This is a genomic window from Butyrivibrio hungatei NK4A153 (genome assembly GCF_000424465.1).
GTDB classification, from domain to species: domain Bacteria; phylum Bacillota; class Clostridia; order Lachnospirales; family Lachnospiraceae; genus Butyrivibrio; species Butyrivibrio hungatei_A.
Genome location: NZ_AUJY01000008.1, coordinates 15,601 through 31,786 on the forward strand (window position 1 = coordinate 15,601; position 16,186 = coordinate 31,786).

Below are 16,186 nucleotides of genomic sequence, written 5' to 3' on the forward strand. Positions count from 1 at the left end.
GGTTAAAATGGACGTTAAAGTAAAAAATCTACTGCCAATCGGTAGTGTAATATGGCTTAGGGATTCAAAGCATCCGCTTATGATTTTTGGAGTTAAGCAGCAGAATCTAGAGACTAAGCAGGAATATGATTACATAGGAGTTCTTTATCCGGAAGGAAATCTCGGCGGAGAATCACAGTTTATGTTCATGCATAAGGACATCGAAAGAGTGTTGTTCCGCGGCTTTGAAGACGAGAGCAGAACAGAGTTCATTGAGAAGCTGTCTGAGTTCTACGGAGAATGATATTTGGTATAAGGGGCATTTGATAAAAAAAGTAATGCTAATGTGGTAAAGGATATGTATATAGTAACGATAGCAACAATAATAGCATTGGAACTTATAATAGCTACATTTGCTTTTATACTTAGAGTTATTCCGTTAAAGAATTACCATAAAAATATTGCCAAAGTACAGATTGCCTTACTGGGAATAGCTTCTTTACTGGGAGCGTTTGTTTTCATATGCTTTAATTTTGACAGGTATAATTAATCTTTTTATGTAAAGTGCGTTGAGTGAAATATAGCTGAAGTGAAATTGCAGAATGATAAATTTCATTATGGACTTTAATCGGACCTTACGGTATAATTACTCTGTTTTAATAAAAAAAGAACTATATATAGATAATTATTGGCAAAATTAGAGAAATCTAATGACGCAAAGCTATAGGGTCCGAAAGGACAGCCAGTTGCAGTTGAGTTTATAGCGGCGCGTCAGTGCCGCTATTTTTTATTTATTGAAAAATCTAGAAAAAAGGAATTACGTGCAAGCAATGAGAAAGAAAAGTATTACTATGGCAATCGCAGTGCCGGTGCTGTGCGCAACAATCATCGGATATGGAGATAATTCATCATCACCTGAAGAAGTTTTTGTACATATGGAAGAAACATTTGCTCCGGGAGATCAGGAAGGAATTACCGAAACAGTTGAAGCTGGCGCAGAAGTGGTGAATCCTGTTGAAGATAATGCAGTTACAGAGGAAGTTGTAAGCGAAGCACCTGTTGCTGAAGCTCCGGCTCCGGCGCCTGAAAATATAGCTTGGGCAAGCATCGGTCATGAAGATATCATGCTGTATCCCGCTAATGAGGATGCAAATAACGTAAATGCGAGAGTCGCATGCGGATATATAAACGGATATATTGTAAAACCGGGAGAGACATTCTCATACGCAAGCACGATCGGAAGGGGAACACCACCTGAAAAAGGATATGTTATAGCACATGTTGTCGGAGGATATGATTACGGCGGAGGCGTATGTAAGATAAGCAGCGCTCTTTACCACGCAGCAATGAATGCCGGTTGCAAGATTGTTGAAAGACACAATCATTCAAAACCTGTTGACTACTATAAGCAGGGAGATGATGCAGCTATTGCATACAAAACCAGAAAAGACTTCAGGTTCAGGAATATATTTGACCATGATGTTATGATACAGGCAGCTTACGATGAAACCGGATATCATCTTGATATCCTTGCACCGCAGCCTGCAGGAATGCCTGTCGCACCTGCTCCTCAACCTGAAGGAACACCGGTTGTTCTTGCACCACAGCCTGAAGGAACACCGAATACTCCTGATCCTCAGCTTTAAGAAAAATTGATTTACGATTAAAAATAGAAAGCACCTCTTTCTTGGATGACGGTTCTAAGCCAGATCCGATGATGAAAGAAGGTGCTTTTTTAATCTTAAATAACTATAAAATCAATTGAACACAATTTTTTTTAGTTATATAATACTTGATTGAAGATTACAACAGGAGAGAGACTATGATAAAAACGTTAGGTAAAGAACTAAAAGAATATAAGCTCGTATCCGTTTTGACGCCGCTTTGTATGATCGGTGAAGTTGCGGCGGAGATGATCATCCCAAAGCTTATGGGAAAGATTGTCGACAACGGTATATACGGAGAGAACATGGCGTATATTTTCAGAGTGGGCATTATGATGCTTTTGATCGCTCTGTTTGGACTCGCTGCGGGACTTGGAGGAGCGTATTACGGATCGAAGGCGTCCACAGGTCTTGCAAAGAACCTCAGAAAGGCTATGTTCGATAATATTCAGACTTTTTCTTTTTCCAATATAGACAAATTCTCTACATCGGGCCTTGTAACAAGGCTTACAACCGATGTCACCAATATTCAGAATGCATATATGATGCTTCTCAGAATGGCAATGAGAGCGCCGGCGACTGTTATTGGCGCGATGATCATGTCATTTATGATCAACCCCAAGCTTGCTACGATCTATCTCGTGGCTGTAGGTGTTCTTGCCGCGTTCATGGCTATTATCATGAGTAAGGCGACTGTTTATTTCAAAGAAGTTTTTGAAAAATATGATGAACTCAATGAGAGTGTTCAGGAGAATGTTTCCGCGATCAGAGTGGTAAAGGCTTATGTTCGTGAGGACTATGAGAATGATAAGTTCAAAAAAGCTGCCGGAAACATTTACAACATGTTTGTAAGAGCTGAGATGAACGTTATTAAGATGGGACCTATGATGACGGCTACCGTTTATGTGTGCATCCTTCTGATAAGCTGGGTCGGCGCGCACATGATCGTTGCGGGAAGCCTTACAACAGGTGAACTCATGGGACTTTTGGCTTATTGCATGAATATCCTTATGAGTATGATGTTCCTTGCAATTATCTTTGTTATGCTCACTATGGCACAGGCAAGCGGAAAGCGTATCGCAGAAGTTTTGGAAGAGACACCCGATATCACAAATAAGCCAAACGTGATCACAGCAGTTCCCGATGGAAGCATCAGTTTTGAGCATGTAATTTTTGCATACAATACGACTTCGGAAGAGCCTGTTTTAAAAGACATCAATATTGATATCAAGTCAGGTGAAACAATCGGAATTATCGGTGGAACAGGATCTGCCAAGTCTTCTTTGGTTAACCTTATCAGCAGACTTTATGATGTAACTGAAGGTGCCGTTAAGGTAGGTGGAATCGACGTAAGAGATTATGATATGGAGACACTCAGGGATCAGGTTTCCGTGGTGCTTCAAAAGAATGTTCTTTTCTCCGGAACTATAATAGAAAACCTCAGATGGGGCGATAAGAACGCGACAAAAGAGGATTGCATAAGAGCCTGCAAGATGGCTTGTGCAGATGAATTTATTGAGAGAATGCCCGATGGATATGACACATATATAGAGCAGGGCGGTGCCAATGTATCAGGCGGTCAGAGACAGAGACTTTGTATTGCAAGAGCGCTTCTTAAAAAGCCCAAGATACTTATTCTCGACGATTCAACAAGTGCGGTTGATACCGCTACGGATGCCAAGATCAGAAAGGCGTTCGCAGAGGAAATACCCGGAACTACCAAGCTTATCATTGCACAGAGAATCGCGTCCGTTCAGGAATGCGACAGGATAATCGTCATGGATGACGGTCAGATCAGCGGTTTTGGAACACACAAAGAGCTTCTTGAGAATAACACTATTTACAGAGAAGTATACGAATCGCAGACCGGTGGTGCAAATGCGGACTTTGATAAGCAGGCTTAAGGAGGATTCATTATGGCAGAAGAAGCAAAAGAGATAAAAGTAGGGCCGGGCGGCGGTAACAGACGCGGCATGCCAAAGCCTAAGATTGAAAATCCCGGAGCTCTTTTTAAAAGGCTCATGGGTTATGTGTTTAGATATTATCCTGTGCACATGGTTACTGTTTTGGTGTGCATACTTATAACGGTTGCCTCAAATATTCAGGGAACATTTTTTACAAAAAGTCTTATTGACTCGTATATACAGCCAATGCTCGACAGCGGAAGCAATGATTTCGGGCCGCTTCTTGGTGCTATAGGAAGAGTTGCGATTTTCTATGCTCTCGGTGCATTGTCGGCATACGTTCAGTCAAGAGTAATGGTATATATCAATCAGGGAACGCTCAGAAGACTTCGTGAGGAGCTTTTTACCCATATGGAAAGCCTTCCCATCAAGTATTTTGATACAAATGCGCACGGCGATATCATGTCAATTTATACAAACGATATCGACACGCTCAGACAGATGATAAGCCAGAGTATTCCCCAGCTTATCAACAGCGGAATTACGATTGTCAGCGTGCTTGTTTCAATGTTTATTCTTAGTATACCGCTTACTTTTGTGACTCTTGCTATGGTCGGAGTTATGCTTTTTTGCTCAGCTATGGCTACCAAGGCTTCGGGAAAAAACTTTGTGGAGCAGCAAAAGAACCTCGGTGCGCTTAACGGTTACATTGAAGAGATGATGACGGGACAGAAGGTGGTTAAGGTATTTAATCACGAGTCTGAGAGTATTGTGAAGTTTGATGAGCTTAATGAAGCTCTTTGCAGCAGTGCATTTAAGGCTAATGCTTTTTCGGGATCTCTTGGTCCTATAAACGCACAGCTTGGAAATACAAGTTATGTTATCTGTGCGATGGTCGGTGGTGCGATAGCTCTTTCTGATAATATTGCCGTAGGCTTTACAGTTGGTGCGCTTGCATCCTTCCTTACATTTAACAGAAATTTCAGTATGCCGATAAACCAAGTCAGCATGCAGCTTAATTCGATAGTTATGGCTCTTGCCGGTGCGGATCGTATCTTTAAGCTTCTCGATGCACAGCCTGAGACAGATGACGGCTACGTAATGCTTGTCGATGCGATTGAGGAGAACGGCGAGATAAAAGAGGCCGATCATCATACGGGTCACTGGGCTTGGAAGCACTATCACAAGGCTACCGATACGACAACTTACCAGCCGATGGAGGGTGATGTAACTTTCAACGGCGTGGACTTTGGTTATACGGATGAAAAGATGGTTCTTCATGATATCGTTCTTCATGCAACACCCGGACAGAAGATTGCTTTTGTAGGTTCTACGGGAGCAGGAAAAACCACGATAACAAACCTGATCAACAGATTCTATGATATTCAGGACGGTAAGATCAGATATGACAACATCAATATCAATAAGATAAAAAAAGCGGACCTTCGCCGCTCGCTCGGAATAGTGCTTCAGGATACGCATTTATTTACGGGTACGGTTAAGGACAACATCAGATACGGCAAGCTTAATGCAACTGATGAGGAAGTAATCGCAGCAGCAAAACTTGCAAATGCACACAGCTTTATCAAGAGGCTTCCCGAGGGTTATGACACTATGCTTACAGGTGATGGAGCCAATCTGTCACAGGGACAGCGTCAGCTCCTTGCTATTGCAAGAGCAGCTATTGCAGATCCTCCGGTACTTATCCTTGATGAAGCTACATCTTCGATTGATACGAGAACAGAGAAGATTGTTCAGGACGGTATGGACAGGCTTATGAAGGGCAGAACGACCTTTGTAATTGCACACAGACTTTCAACCGTCAAGAACAGTGATTGCATAATTGTCCTTGAGCAGGGACGCATCGTAGAGCAGGGTACGCACGACGAACTTATCGCCAAGAAGCAGAGATATTACCAGCTCTATACAGGCATGAAATCGGAGACTGCGTAAAGTATAGTTAGGCCGAGATTTTGTATATTAGTATAAAAATATTTTCTTGACATGTAGTCATTGCGTATATTACAATTCGTTTGTGATGCACGCAGTGACTACATTTTTTGTGAGGATTTATGAGAACTGAGAAATATAACATAGAGGGTATTGAAGTCGAAATTGAGATAGCAGACAGAAGCGATGAGGACATAGAGCGTACCAGGACTGCGTATGCTTTTAAGGCAATCAGAGAATTCTCGGGAATGAACAGAAAGCAATTTTCGGAGTGGCTTGAAATTCCGTACAGGACGATGCAGGAGTGGGAACTTGGACGTCGTGTTATGCCGGAATATGTTCTTAAGCTGATTGCATATAAGGTTGCAAATGAGAAGAGGAGACAGTGTTGAAGTTTTAAATTATGGGGAAGAAAGATATATTGACTAAACAATATCTTGCACAGGATGATGTTTTTGCCGATGCATTTAATTACTATTTTTTTGACGGGGAAGAGGTAATTAAGCCTGGAGAGCTAAAAGAGCAGGATGCTGCGGAATTAGCGGCAATTGATAAGATGAATAAAGTGTTTACCAGCCAGAAGATGCGTGATGTTTTAAAAATATGCAATATCAAGCGCAGTAAATATGCAACGATGGTTCTTTTGGGAATAGAAGGGCAGACCAATATTCATTATGCTATGCCGGTAAGGGATTATTTATATGATGCACTTAATTATGCTTCTCAGGTTGAGAACATTAGAAAGCAGCATGAAGATAATAAGGATTTATCAGGAGATGAAAGGATATCCGGTTTTTCCAGAGAAGATCATATCCTTCCGGTTATAACACTTTGTATTTGTTTTGATAAGAAAAAATGGGATGCTCCCAGGTCGCTTTTCGATATGTTTGGGGATATGGATCCGAGAATTGCCAAATATGTTGATGATTACAGGCTTAATTTAATAACGCCTGATGAGATAGAGGATTTTAAGAAGTTTTCATCAGAACTTGGCAAGGTTATGGAAATAATACATATTTCAGATGACAGTGAGAAACTGCATGATATAATAATGTCAGGAAGCGATGAATTAAAGGTAAAGACCGTCGAGATGATAAATATGTTTGCCGGTACCAGAATTTCTACAGATAATGCGAAAGGAGGGCAAGTCATGGTTAGTAAGGCGTGGAAGGAATTGGTTGATGCAGAAAGAGAGATAGGCCGCGAGGAAGGCTGGGAAGAAGGAATTTCGGAAGGCGGCGATATGCTTGCAAAACTCCTTAAGATTTTAGTGCCAGGTAGTATAGAGTTTGACAAAGCGTTAAATGCTACAGGTAAAGAGAGGATGAAGCTTTATAAAAAGTATGGCATCTTAGATTAGCTTAATTAGTATGTTATGTGGCCGGATAGACAAGCGCTGTCCGGCTTTTTCTATGATAATAAAAAATAACATGGTGAAGGTATGAGTGACAATTTGAATATAAATAAAAAATATAAAACCCCTGAAGAGGTACTGAAAGTCCTGTTTGGATACGACACTTTCAGACCGGGGCAGAAAGATATAGTTGATGCAATCTTAGATGGAAGAGATGTTTTTGCTGTTATGCCTACGGGGGCGGGAAAATCTTTATGTTATCAGATACCTGCAATGATGTTGGATGGCATAACGTTAGTGGTTTCTCCACTTATCTCTTTGATGCAGGATCAGGTTAATTCTTTGAATGAAGCGGGAGTTTCGGCTGCATATATTAATAGCTCTCTTTCTGACAGAGATTTATTTGAAACGGTAAAAAAGACCGGAAATGGTGAATTTAAAATCTTATATGTTGCGCCTGAACGACTTATGACGGAAGGGTTTATAGAACTTGCAAAGTCTGTAAATATTTCAATGATCACGGTTGATGAAGCACATTGTATATCGCAATGGGGGCAGGATTTTAGACCAAGCTACATGAAAATTGTTGAGTTTGTGAAACTTTTGGGCAAGAGGCCTGTTATTAGTGCGTTTACTGCTACAGCGACTGAGACTGTCAGAGAAGATATTGTGTGTACACTTGGACTAGGTAATCCGTATGTTCTGATTGGTGGATTTGACAGGGAGAATCTTTATTTTCAAGTTGACAAACCGAAGAATAAGGAACAGTACATTTTGGATTATATCGCTAATCATCCGAATGAAAGTGGAATAATTTATTGTGCCACAAGAAAGAATGTAGACAGCTTATATGAGATATTGGCAGATAAAGGAATCGCGGCAGCAAAATACCACGCAGGGATGAACGCTTCTGAAAGAAAGCAGATGCAGGATGATTTTGTTTTTGATTACAAGAGTATTGTTGTAGCTACCAACGCATTTGGTATGGGGATTGATAAGTCGAATGTCAGATTTGTCATTCACTATAATATGCCTCAGAGCATGGAAAATTACTATCAAGAGGCGGGGCGTGCAGGAAGAGATGGGCTTGATTCAAAGTGTATTCTTTTGTTTTCACCGCAAGATATTGTTATAAACAGATTTCTGTTAGAGCACAAAGAAGTGGCAGATATTGATCCGGCAGATCTTGAAACAATCAAGGAACGGGATAATCAAAGATTGCAGGTTATGGAAAGATATTGCTATACAACAGGGTGTCTTCGTAATTATATTTTGAAATATTTTGGAGAGAACCACGAAAATCCTTGCGAAGATTGCGGCAACTGCAATCGTGAGTTTGAAACACTTGATATGACTGATGCAGCAAAAAAGATAATAAATTGCGTTTATGAAGCAAAAGGAAGATATGGCAGAGGAATTATCATAGATACTGTCCTTGGAGCAAAAACGGCAAGGTTGAAAGAAGTGGGGGCTACGAACTATAAATCGTACGGAGTGCTTAATTCGATAAACAGAAGTATGTTAATGAGAGTCATCGATCAGCTTGTTTATGAAAAATACCTTGTTGTAGGAGATTATCAGGTTTTGAAAATGGGAGATATCAGGAGGCTGAAAGATTCAGCTACCTCAGTTATGGTTAAGATAACAGATGAGGACAAGCGTCCTGAAAAAGCGCGCAAAGTAAACAAAAAAGTAGCCGAAAAGAGCTCGCTTACATCCTCAGGATATAAATTGTTTGAAAGACTCAGGGAGCTAAGGCTTGAAATCTCTCGCGAGGAAAATATGCCTCCGTATATTGTCTTTAATGATAAAACATTAATAGACATGTCAGCCAAGGTTCCGACAACAAAGGAAGAAATGCTGGAAGTTTCCGGTGTCGGAGAGAATAAATTTAAGAAGTACGGTGATAGATTTTTGAAAGCGATTTCTGAGTGCTGTAAAGAGCTTCCGGAGCTTATCACGAAAAAATAAATTATTGGGATATGAAAGGCTTGAGCTTTTCATATCCTTTTTTGTATCAGAAGTATATTGACAATATGGTCTAATAATAGTAGACTACATTTATAAGGTTTACAATTAGTAGACCAAGAAGAGGAGGGAATGGATGGAGCAATTATTCATAGGCGTTTTAAACAATGCTATTACGGTAAGTGCGCTTATCATTGCGATCATCGTAGTCAGAGCTTTTGGGAAAAAGATGCCTAAATGGATTGCATGCATGCTATGGATGACTGTCGCGATAAAATTGGTTGTTCCCATACAGTTTGAAAGTGTACTTAGTTTGATACCTTCAGGAAAACCGATTCCGACAAACATTTCTATGGAAACAAAACCGCAGATAAGCTCAGGAATAAGCAGTGTTGACGAGATTGTGAATCCTGTTATCAGTCAGAGCTTTACACCGGAAAAGGCAGTAAGTATCAATCCGATGCAGATTTTTTTCCATACAGGTGCACTTGCGTGGCTTGTGGGCATGGCAGTAATGCTGATCTATGCTGCGACAACATATATGCTGATAAGGAAAAAAGTCAGCGCATCGGTGAAGATTGATTCAAGGGTTTATGAGTGTGATGATATTTCAGATTCATTTATTCTTGGGACAATATCTCCGAAAGTTTATATACCTTCATCGCTGTCTGATGAAGCAAGAGTGTATATATTAAAGCATGAATTTGCTCATTTAAGCAGGTACGATCACCTATGGAAACCGCTTGGCTTCTTGATCCTATCGGTATATTGGTTTAACCCGCTATGCTGGATAGCTTATATTCTTCTTTGCAGGGATATAGAGTATGCATGCGATGAAAAAGTAACTAAAAACATTGAGAAGGGCGAGAAAGCTGAATATTGCAGAGTACTACTTGAAAACAGTATGCAAAGAAATATGATATCGGCTTGCCCGGTGGCATTTGGAGGAACAGACGTGAAAGACAGAATAAAGAATATTGTAAATTATAAGAAACCGGCTTTTTGGATCACATTGGCATCTATCATGGTGTGCGCTGTGGTGGGTGTGTGTTTTGCAACAAGCAGGAACACAAATACTACAAGTGAGCAGCAAACAGTAAAACTCGCGCAGGCGCAAGCAGAAAATCAGGAACAGACGCCTAAGAGTGAAAAAAGTGTCTGGACTAGGCTTTATGAAGGAGACGAGACAGCAGCCGATCCGAAACTGGAACTGAAAGAAACCACAGATCCTAAAATCATCGACTTTATCAATAAGTTCTATGAAGCCCAAGCAAGCGGTGATATAGAAACACTTAAAGGCATGCACAAAGATTTAAGTGAATATAGTGAGCTTAGGACAAAAGCAATGGCAGATCATATCGAAAAATATGATTCGTTTAATATATATAACCAGCCCAGACCTCATGAAGGAACAAATATTGTTTATGTGTTTAATACTGTTAAGTATAAAGAGTATGATAAGCCTATTCCGGAATGTAGTTGGTTCTATATATATACAGATGAAAATGGTGAATTGCATGTAAACGATAATATAGCTGATGAGGCTACAAAAGAGGAGTGGAAGCATATTGATTTGGCATCAATGCAGCCTAGTGTGCTCAAAGTATATAAAAAGTATCCTCAGGTTGATAATGATACTTATGAAAAAGTCATTATAAAATTAAATGATGAAGTTGCTGAACAGATTAAAGCAGAGGTAAATAAAAATAACTAAAAACATTATGAAGGGCAAGAAAGCTGTATATTGCAGCTTGTCCGGTGGCATTAGGAGTGATAGACATGAAGAAAAGAATTAATAATGTTGTAAATTATAAATTACAAAAATTCGAGTGGTCATAAATTTAGATAAGTGACGGAGGTAATGATGGAAGAACTGAGGTTAGGTGCTGTAGAAAGACAGTTTGCAGATATTATATGGCAAAATGAGCCTATCCCTTCAGGTGAGCTTGTAAAGCTTTGTGAGCAAAAACTGGAGTGGAAAAAGTCTACCACTTACACAATGTTGAAGCGCTTGTGTGAGCGTGGCATATTCAAAAATGAAAACGGTGTTGTATCATCTGTTCTCACCAAAGAGGAATTTGGCGCGGCACAAAGCGAAAAGATAATTGAGGATACGTTTGAGGGTTCACTTCCTGCATTCATTGCTGCATTTACTTCACGTAAAAAGCTTTCGGCCGATGATGTTGAAGAGATACAGAAGATGATCGACGAGATAAAAGGGGAATAGCTTATGGAACAGGTATTTTTGTTCGTATTAAATAATGCAATCACTGTAAGCGTTCTTATTATTGCGATCATTATGGTAAGGGCACTTGGAAAAAAGATGCCCAAATGGATCACGTGTATGCTTTGGATGATAGTTGCCGTAAAACTGACAGTTCCTGTGCAATTTGAAAGTGTAATGAGCTTGATACCTACGGGAAAGCCTATTCCGACGAATATCATTACGGAAAACAATCCGCAAATAAATTCAGGGATAAGTAGCAGTGTAAATTCGTTGCAGATTTTTTTCCGGATAGGTGCGCTTGTGTGGCTTACAGGTGTGATACTAATGCTGACTTATGCTGTTGCAACATATGTGCTTATAAGGAAAAGAGTCAGCGTTTCGGTAAAGATAGATTCAAAGGTTTATGAGTGTGATGACATTTCGGATTCATTTATTCTTGGAACAATATCTCCGAAGGTTTATATACCGTCATCGCTGCCTGAGGGAGCAAGAGAGTATATATTGAAACATGAATTTGCTCATCTAAGTAGGTACGATCACCTATGGAAACCGCTTGGTTTTTTGATATTGTCGGTATATTGGTTTAATCCGCTGTGCTGGATTGCATATATTCTTCTTTGTAAGGATATAGAGTATGCCTGCGATGAAAAAGTAACTAAAAACATTGAAAAGGACGAAAAGGCTGAATACTGCAGAATACTGCTTGAAAACAGTATGCCAAGAAAATTGATAGCCGCATGCCCTGTGGCATTTGGAGGTATAGACGTGAAGGATAGAATAAAGAATGTTGTAAATTATAAGAAACCTGCTTTTTGGATTACAATCGCATCCATTATGGTGTGCGTTGCAGTGAGAGTGTGCTTTGCAACAAATAAAGGCTCAAAAACTGTAGATGAGCAGCAAGTAGCAGTTGCTTCTGTTGAAGCGATTCCTAAAGGAACTAAATTGGTTGGAGTGATTGAAGCTTCCGAAGGTGTTCTCAGAGTTCGCCAAGCTCCCGATGATGATGCTGAATGTATCGGCTTTTTAGCTCCGGATGATGAAGTTGAGATTATTGAAGATGCTGATGGCTGGTACAAGATTGGACTCGAAGACGGCGAAGGCTATATAAAAAGTGATTATGTAAACATTGGTTCGGAGAAGGATGCTAATAATTCAGAATCCAATTGACGAGATAATGACAGCATATTGGCGAAGATAGAACAGGTAATGTTTTATCTGTATATTGGCTGGATTGTTTGGGTTGCAGGCATGGGCGTGATGTTGATGTATGCCGTAATAACCTACATTCTTACAAGAAAAAGAGTGAGCGCATCAGTGAAGACTGCATCAGGTGTCTATGAGTGTGATGATATTTCAGACTCTTTTATTCTCGGAATAATATCTCCGAGAGTATATTTGCCATCTACATTATCGGAAGATGCGAAAGGATACATATTAAAGCATGAGTTTGCGCATCTGAGCAGATGCGATCATGTATGGAAACCTCTTGGATTCGTGATTTTATCGGTATACTGGTTCAATCCTCTTTGTTGGATTGCATATATCCTTCTTTGCAGGGATATTGAATATGCATGTGATGAAAAGGTGGCAAGGAATATTGAAAAGATAGAGAAGGCAGAATACTGCAGAGTATTGCTGGAATACAGCATACCAAGAAGTATGATTGCAGCGTGCCCGGTGGCATTTGGAGGAATAGACGTGAAGAGTAGGATAAAAAATGTTGCAAATTACAAAAAGCCGGCGTTTTGGATTACAGTGGCATCCATTATGGTTTGTGTCGGCATCGGAGTATGTTTTGCCACCAGCAGAGGAACAGAAGAAGCGAAAGTAGATGAAAAAGCTTCTCAGGCACAGGCGGAAAATGTTGGAAAACAGAGTGTAGATGGGAAGTGGTATGGAATTGCAGCCGCAGGTGATTGTATTCTTCTTGAAAAACAGCAACCAAAGCAGGACACAACTTCTTATGAATATAATATGAAAAATATTTTCGAAAGTCCTGAAGCTGCCCTTAAAGTTCTTGAGAGTGACGGAGAGGATTGGGGCATGATTGCTTCTGATGATAATTACGTTGTTTTGGCGAGGCGGGAACAGATAGCGGATGGCAATTTGACTTCTGAGAGTGATGCAAGATGGGATGAGCAACTACGGGAATCAAATAACAGTATTCTTAAAGAATATCTTGCGGATGATTCTGCAAATTACATGGATATGATTTTGAAGATGAGAGGAGATAACGACTTGAATAATTAAAACACTGAATGATCGAGAGGAGTGTCAGTATGTCAGCATTAATTACATTGATGGTGTTTGGAAAAAGTATAGGAATATACCATGCTTTCGCGGGAATTGTCTTACTGGTTTGGCTATTTGTGTTTTTTATCATAGGTGATAATTACGATATGAGAAACGATGTCCTTGCAAGTATGGGAAGCAAATAATTGAGAATATATGTGACTAAAACTGAGTACATGACCCTGAGAGTAAATTTTGCCTTTTTGGACCATGCATATCTGAGGAAAAAGAGGAGAATAAGAGTACAAGATATGACCCTAGGAGCAAGAAATGACTTCTAGGGTCATATACATCAGGGAAAAAAGAGAAGAATAATAGCGTAAGATATGACCCTAGGAGCAAAAAATGCCTTCTAGGGTCATATAAATCAGAGGAAAAAGAGAAGAATAAGAGTACAAGATATGACCCTAGGAGCAAGAAATGACTTCTAGGGTCATATACATCAGGGAAAAAAGAGAAGAATAATAGCGTAAGATATGACCCTAGGAGCAAAAAATGACTTCTAGGGTCATACATATCAGGGAAAATAGAGAAGAATTAAAGCAAAAGATATGACTCTAGAAGCAGGAATTGCTTTTTAAGGTCATATATGTCAGGAAAGAATAGGAGAATGAGCGCAAAAAAATGTGCAGTTCTCGGACGAGGATGATGATTTTCAAGATGAAGAAATGAAGAGAGCTCGACTGTTTCGAACAACGCTGAGAGGAGAGCTCTCTTCATTTATGAATCTTAGAAAATCACACCGCAGACGAAAACAAGCATTTTCAAACGGATACCTTAGGGCTGGGCGTAAGGAAAGGCTGTCACACTAATTAGTGCGACAGCCCCTTTGATTTTACGCTTTGACATTATGTAAATATTATCCGATAGCTTTTTTAACGGCTTCAAGAACACGGTCTGCCTGGAAAGGCTTAACGATGAAGTCCTTAGCACCCGCCTGAATTGATTCGATAACCATCGCCTGCTGACCCATTGCGGAACACATGATACATACAGCGTTAGGATCTGCAGCCTTAATTCCCTTAAGTGCGCCAATTCCATCAAGCTCAGGCATTGTGATATCCAGAGTAACAAGGTCGGGTTTCAACTCATTATATTTCTCGATTGCGACTTTGCCGTTCTCAGCTTCACCCGCAATTTCATATCCATTCTTGGAAAGGATATCCTTAAGCATCATACGCATGAAAGCGGCGTCATCAGTAATGAGTATTCTTTTTCCCATATTGAACCTCCAAAAAGTATTTTTAGTTGCTAAAAAAATTTAAGCAATTTTTTTCAAAATTAAGTAATTCGGTACATAATATATTGTAACACATGATTATGATAAAGCGAGTTAAAACGTTATTTAAAAAATAAAAATTTGATAAAATTTCGTTTCCTAACCGGCTAAACTTATCTGTTACCTTGATTTCATTACCGGCAGAGAGTAGTCATACTCTGTATCATCGTGATTAACGACCTGCCACTGAATTATACTACAAGTATTGTTTGAATTGAAGGATTTTTTTGCACTATTAGCAATTATCGCAATTTCAAGCGATTGTTTGTCGGTTAATGGTATGCTTTCCTTCATTATATCACCTGATATTCCTTTGCGATAGCCCGAATTTACAGCGGTGACAAAAGCATTGCCTTTATGACATGCTTCGTAGTACGCAAGTTGTCTGTCGGACAGATTTTTACTTAAGTTGTAATCCGCTTTCGCATTTACGAGCGTAAGCGTTGCAAATGAGATAAGACACAAAACGGAAAAAACCAGAAGAATAGAGGCTGTTCCGATATTTATGCCGTGTTTACCTTTCTTTTTCACTTGGACTCCTTTTGGCTGAGCGGTGTGTCAACCGAATAACTAACTATTATGAGATCTTGGTCGTTTGGAATCGAAGAAATTACTTCATCGGTTTCCTTAACATTAAGTATTGCCACGTTACCTTTAATCACTTTTCCGGAATATGTGGATCCGTAGTCTTTGACATCGGAGTAAACTGAAGAAGCATCTGCCTTTTCAGCCACCAGCAGGGCCTCATATGAGGCGTCTGAGTGAGCTTCCTGTAATACATTCCATTCTTTGTCGAAAAAGAGAATTACGGCGTCTTCAGTGACGTATGCGTAGGGGTATAGTTCTGCAATCTTTGAAACGTCGCCGTTGCTTTCGTAAAAAGCTTCCGCAAGGTTCTGGGACCAGATTGTTGCATTGCTGAGTGCGGTGGATTTTTCCGTAAGTTTGTGCGCGCCGACGAAGAGTCTTATAGAAACCGCTGCGGCGAGGGAAAAGAAAAATACCGCTATTATAAGTTCCATCAGGAACAAGCTTGTTCTCGAATTATTTTCAGGCATCGTTTATTCCTCACTGACACTTTTTGTTTTGACAAGAAATGATTCTTCCGTTCCATCTTTTAAAATAACGTAGACGGAAAGGGTATCATCTCCTACATATTCGATATCAAACTTGGTCAGTTCAAGTATCTTTTGTCCTGTCTGGGGATAAAGGTCTTTGAGTTCATCCATGGCAAAGAGCTCCATGAGATTGCCTTCGTAGTCATATATGTAGGTGTTGTAAAGAATGCCGTCTTCCTCGTTCTGCAGAACAAGAGCATTCTGATCGAATATTTTTTTTATAAAAATTCCGCCCTTTACGTCGGACTGTCTGACCTTTTCCGTTATGTACGCACAGGCAGTGCGCTTGTGGTAATTGTCATCAACAGCAGTGACATTCTTCTGATATATATTCGCACCTATGGTTATAACGCTGAGTGCGGAAAAGATAAAAAGAAACATCAGACATATAACGAAGACCATGTCTATGATGTGACTTCTTGTTCCTTCAAAATCCATAATAGTTCCT

General features: G+C 39.9%; 16 protein-coding genes and 1 riboswitch. Of the genes, 12 read left to right on the forward strand and 4 right to left on the reverse strand.

The features are described from left to right. Positions 1-7 precede the first annotated feature (7 nt). The 12 genes from G628_RS0105685 (at position 8) to G628_RS18675 (ending at position 13,487) form a co-directional block, all read left to right on the forward strand. Positions 8-283, forward strand: a complete 276-nt coding sequence (locus G628_RS0105685) for a DUF4176 domain-containing protein (protein WP_027208679.1) — start codon at positions 8-10, stop codon at positions 281-283. A gap of 376 nt (positions 284-659) precedes the next feature. Next, a riboswitch (cyclic di-GMP riboswitch) is annotated at positions 660-733 on the forward strand. Between the two features lie 76 nt (positions 734-809). Beyond that, on the forward strand, positions 810-1,625 hold the full coding sequence (locus tag G628_RS18020) for a VanW family protein (RefSeq protein ID WP_081670576.1): 816 nt from the start codon (positions 810-812) through the stop codon (positions 1,623-1,625). Positions 1,626-1,801: 176 nt separating this feature from the next. After that, positions 1,802-3,547 (forward strand): ABC transporter ATP-binding protein, encoded by a 1,746-nt coding sequence (locus tag G628_RS0105700; protein ID WP_027208681.1) that lies wholly within the window; start codon positions 1,802-1,804, stop codon positions 3,545-3,547. A 12-nt stretch (positions 3,548-3,559) separates the two neighbouring features. Then, complete coding sequence (locus tag G628_RS0105705; RefSeq protein ID WP_026654148.1) at positions 3,560-5,500, forward strand: ABC transporter ATP-binding protein; 1,941 nt, start codon at positions 3,560-3,562, stop codon at positions 5,498-5,500. 119 nt (positions 5,501-5,619) lie between these two features. Next, positions 5,620-5,889: a helix-turn-helix domain-containing protein gene (locus tag G628_RS0105710; RefSeq protein ID WP_026654149.1), complete on the forward strand. Its 270-nt coding sequence runs from the start codon at positions 5,620-5,622 to the stop codon at positions 5,887-5,889. Positions 5,890-5,900: 11 nt separating this feature from the next. Further along, positions 5,901-6,857, forward strand: a complete 957-nt coding sequence (locus tag G628_RS16530) for a hypothetical protein (protein WP_051199047.1) — start codon at positions 5,901-5,903, stop codon at positions 6,855-6,857. An 81-nt stretch (positions 6,858-6,938) separates the two neighbouring features. Then, complete coding sequence (recQ, locus tag G628_RS16535; RefSeq protein ID WP_034500670.1) at positions 6,939-8,822, forward strand: DNA helicase RecQ; 1,884 nt, start codon at positions 6,939-6,941, stop codon at positions 8,820-8,822. Positions 8,823-8,955: 133 nt separating this feature from the next. Then, positions 8,956-10,533, forward strand: coding sequence for a M56 family metallopeptidase (locus tag G628_RS18025; protein WP_051199048.1), 1,578 nt, complete (start codon positions 8,956-8,958; stop codon positions 10,531-10,533). A 150-nt stretch (positions 10,534-10,683) separates the two neighbouring features. Then, positions 10,684-11,046: a BlaI/MecI/CopY family transcriptional regulator gene (locus G628_RS0105730; RefSeq protein ID WP_026654150.1), complete on the forward strand. Its 363-nt coding sequence runs from the start codon at positions 10,684-10,686 to the stop codon at positions 11,044-11,046. 3 nt (positions 11,047-11,049) lie between these two features. Continuing rightward, positions 11,050-12,216: a M56 family metallopeptidase gene (locus G628_RS16545; RefSeq protein ID WP_051199049.1), complete on the forward strand. Its 1,167-nt coding sequence runs from the start codon at positions 11,050-11,052 to the stop codon at positions 12,214-12,216. Between the two features lie 18 nt (positions 12,217-12,234). Continuing rightward, a complete protein-coding gene (locus G628_RS18030; RefSeq protein ID WP_027208682.1) occupies positions 12,235-13,299 on the forward strand; it encodes a M56 family metallopeptidase in 1,065 nt (354 codons plus the stop codon). Positions 13,300-13,328: 29 nt separating this feature from the next. Further along, the gene (locus tag G628_RS18675; RefSeq protein WP_155833772.1) at positions 13,329-13,487 is read left to right on the forward strand and encodes a hypothetical protein; all 159 of its coding nucleotides are present in this window, start codon (positions 13,329-13,331) and stop codon (positions 13,485-13,487) included. A 713-nt stretch (positions 13,488-14,200) separates the two neighbouring features. Here the strand turns inward: G628_RS18675 and G628_RS0105750 are convergent. From G628_RS0105750 to G628_RS0105765, 4 genes are all read right to left on the reverse strand, one after another. Continuing rightward, positions 14,201-14,563, reverse strand: coding sequence for a response regulator (locus G628_RS0105750; protein WP_022764589.1), 363 nt, complete (start codon positions 14,561-14,563; stop codon positions 14,201-14,203). 177 nt (positions 14,564-14,740) lie between these two features. After that, positions 14,741-15,151 (reverse strand): hypothetical protein, encoded by a 411-nt coding sequence (locus G628_RS18035; RefSeq protein WP_051199050.1) that lies wholly within the window; start codon positions 15,149-15,151, stop codon positions 14,741-14,743. Next, complete coding sequence (locus tag G628_RS0105760) at positions 15,148-15,678, reverse strand: hypothetical protein (protein ID WP_027208683.1); 531 nt, start codon at positions 15,676-15,678, stop codon at positions 15,148-15,150. The genes G628_RS18035 and G628_RS0105760 overlap by 4 nt, the downstream gene beginning before the upstream one ends. Before the next feature lie 3 nt (positions 15,679-15,681). Next, positions 15,682-16,176, reverse strand: coding sequence for a DUF4860 domain-containing protein (locus G628_RS0105765; RefSeq protein WP_026668193.1), 495 nt, complete (start codon positions 16,174-16,176; stop codon positions 15,682-15,684). Positions 16,177-16,186 lie beyond the last annotated feature (10 nt).